Below are 2,716 nucleotides of genomic sequence, written 5' to 3'. Positions count from 1 at the left end.
TATTGAACCGCCGTATACCGAACGGTACGTACGGTGGTGTGAGAGGTCGGAGCCTAACGGCTCCTCCTACTCGATTACCATTTTTTTCGGAGTAGTAGTACAAGTGCCGCGATAATCAAGATGGCACCAATGACAATTGTCCAAAGCGAAAAGCTATCCCCAGTGTTCGGCAATCCATTCATATCGATTGCATTCACTGTTTGAACTGGACCAAATTTCCAAAAAATAGCCCATGAAAAGAAAAGAACTGTAAACCCAGCAAGTATTTTCTGAAAAAATTTCATGTATTTCCCTCCTATTTTTATGTATCTCACTTCTATATCGATTCACCGCAAAACCCTTACCATTCCTAGCAAATGAAGCTTCCTATCCATTATCAAATAAAAGCCTGTTTTTGTCAACAGCTATACCAATTTCAATATTGGTACATTATATAAGGCTTGACGAACTATACAACTTTGAGGTATGATAATTTTGTTTCCTAGAGAAAATGAAAAGGAGGATCGCTCACAACTAAATAGAAGCGCCAGAACTAGAGTCCAATCTCTAGTTGACGAGGAAGGGATTAATCGAAAATTCGGCGGGAGTCCCTCGGTTGTGCATGCAATCGTGATGCCTTTGCTACAAACCATCAGGGTGACCTGATGAACAGAGTGGAAAGGAACATGTTTATATCTCCATGGAAACGCGAAAGGAATACAGACAGCGGAATAGTCTGCCCTTTTTCAAAAAAACAAGAGGGCTTTATATAGGATAAGTTTGCCCTCATAAATGGAGGATTTTATTATGTGTGGAATTGTAGGATTTATTGGGAAGAAGAATGCGAAAGAAGTGTTGTTAGAAGGATTAGAGAAATTAGAATATCGTGGCTATGACTCGGCTGGAATTGCATTAAAATCACCAACTAGCGTACTAATATCGAAAGAAAAAGGCCGGATTGCGGATTTACGTTCCGAAGTACCTGCCGAAGCTTTTGGTGAAATGGGAATTGGACATACACGTTGGGCAACACACGGGAAACCAAGCCATGCTAATGCGCACCCACATCAAAGTAAGTCAGGACGATACACAATCGTTCATAACGGCGTAATCGAAAACTATTCGTTATTAACCGACCAATATTTGTCTGATGCGAATTTTGCGAGCGATACGGATACAGAAGTTATCGTTTTGCTTATCGAATTGTTTGCTAACGAAGGAATGACAACGAAAGAAGCGTTCACAAAAACGCTTAGCCTACTTCATGGTTCATACGCGATTTGCTTGATTGACAATAAAGACAATGAAACGCTCTATGCAGCGAAAAATAAAAGCCCGCTCCTCATCGGAAAAGGCAAAGATTTCAACGTTATTGCAAGTGATGCAATGGCAGTTATTCGCGAAACCAATCAATTTGTAGAGATTATGGATGAAGAAATCGTTCTTGTAAAACGAGATGGCGTGACAATCGAAACATTGGATGGCGAAGAAATCGAGCGCGAAGCATACACTGCTGAGCTCGATGCGTCTGATATCGAAAAAGGAACCTATCCACATTACATGCTGAAAGAAACAGACGAGCAACCAGCTGTAATCCGTAAAATTATTCAAGCGTACCAAGATAAAAATGGCGACGTAACTATTGATCCAACTATCGTTAAAGAACTTTTAGACACAGACCGTATCCATATCGTTGCATGCGGGACGAGCTATCACGCGGGACTTGTCGGTAAAAACCTCATTGAGAAATTAGCAGAAGTACCAGTCGAAGTCCATGTTTCTAGTGAATTTGGTTATAATATGCCATTGCTATCTGAAAAACCACTATTTATTTTCATTACGCAAAGTGGTGAGACTGCAGATAGCCGTCAAGTGCTAGTAAAAGTTAAAGAGCTTGGCTACCGCTCCCTAACAATCACGAACGTGCCAGGTTCTACATTAGACCGAGAAGCTGATCATAAGATGTACCTGCATGCAGGCCCAGAAATTGCTGTAGCGTCGACAAAAGCTTATACAGCTCAAATTGCAGCATTATCTATTTTAGCGACTGTAGTAGGCCGTGCAAAAGGTCTTAGCATAGCAAAAGCATTTGACTTGACTGTTGAACTTGGAATTGTAGCAAATGCGATGGAAACACTCGTGGATAGTAAAGAAACTATCGAACATATCGCTGGAGAATATTTAGCAACAACGCGCAATGCCTTTTTTCTTGGTCGTCATATCGATTATTTCGTTGCTATGGAAGCCGCGCTGAAGCTAAAAGAAATTTCTTATATTCAAGCAGAAGGTTTTGCAAGTGGGGAATTGAAACATGGTACGATTGCGCTAATTGAAGACGGTACGCCAGTTCTTGCTCTTATCACCCAAGAAAGCATCAATTGGAATATCCGTGGAAACGTCAAAGAAGTCCTTGCACGTGGCGCTAACGCTTGTATTCTATCAATGGAAGGCGTAAACCAAGCAGGTGATCAATTCGTCATTCCGAAAGTCCATGAGCTTCTAACACCGCTTGTGAGCGTTGTACCGTGTCAATTATTGGCCTATTACGCAGCACTTCATCGTGGTTGTGATGTAGATAAGCCGCGTAACCTTGCAAAGAGTGTAACTGTCGAGTAAATTAAATAAGGATGTAGTTGCCATAGTACGCGGCAACTACATCCTTATTTGTGCGCCCAGCATGCGCAAATGCTAGGTGGTGAAAGTCCACTACAGGCTTGGCAGTAGGAACTGTTAGCTC

Annotated in this window: 2 protein-coding genes; one reads left to right on the top strand and one right to left on the bottom strand. The window is 41.7% G+C overall.

The annotated features are described in order from the left end of the window. Positions 1-74: 74 nt before the first annotated feature. Positions 75-284: an LPXTG cell wall anchor domain-containing protein gene (locus R8925_RS15715; protein WP_430536728.1), complete on the bottom strand. Its 210-nt coding sequence runs from the start codon at positions 282-284 to the stop codon at positions 75-77. A gap of 502 nt (positions 285-786) precedes the next feature. Here R8925_RS15715 and glmS point away from each other — a divergent pair. Beyond that, positions 787-2,595: a glutamine--fructose-6-phosphate transaminase (isomerizing) gene (gene glmS / locus R8925_RS15710; protein WP_430536727.1), complete on the top strand. Its 1,809-nt coding sequence runs from the start codon at positions 787-789 to the stop codon at positions 2,593-2,595. Positions 2,596-2,716 lie beyond the last annotated feature (121 nt).

The organism is Listeria rocourtiae subsp. hofi (genome assembly GCF_963575615.1).
Lineage (GTDB): Bacteria > Bacillota > Bacilli > Lactobacillales > Listeriaceae > Listeria_A > Listeria_A hofi.
Note: the sequence above shows the minus strand (reverse complement) of the source record. Positions and strands in the feature narration are given on the sequence as shown.

What these genes read in the sequence shown, in the direction of transcription:
- R8925_RS15715 (WP_430536728.1), bottom strand. Translation starts at nt 284, where the DNA reads ATGAAATTTTTTCAGAAAATACTTGCTGGGTTTACAGTTCTTTTCTTT.
- glmS (WP_430536727.1), top strand. Translation starts at nt 787, where the DNA reads ATGTGTGGAATTGTAGGATTTATTGGGAAGAAGAATGCGAAAGAAGTG.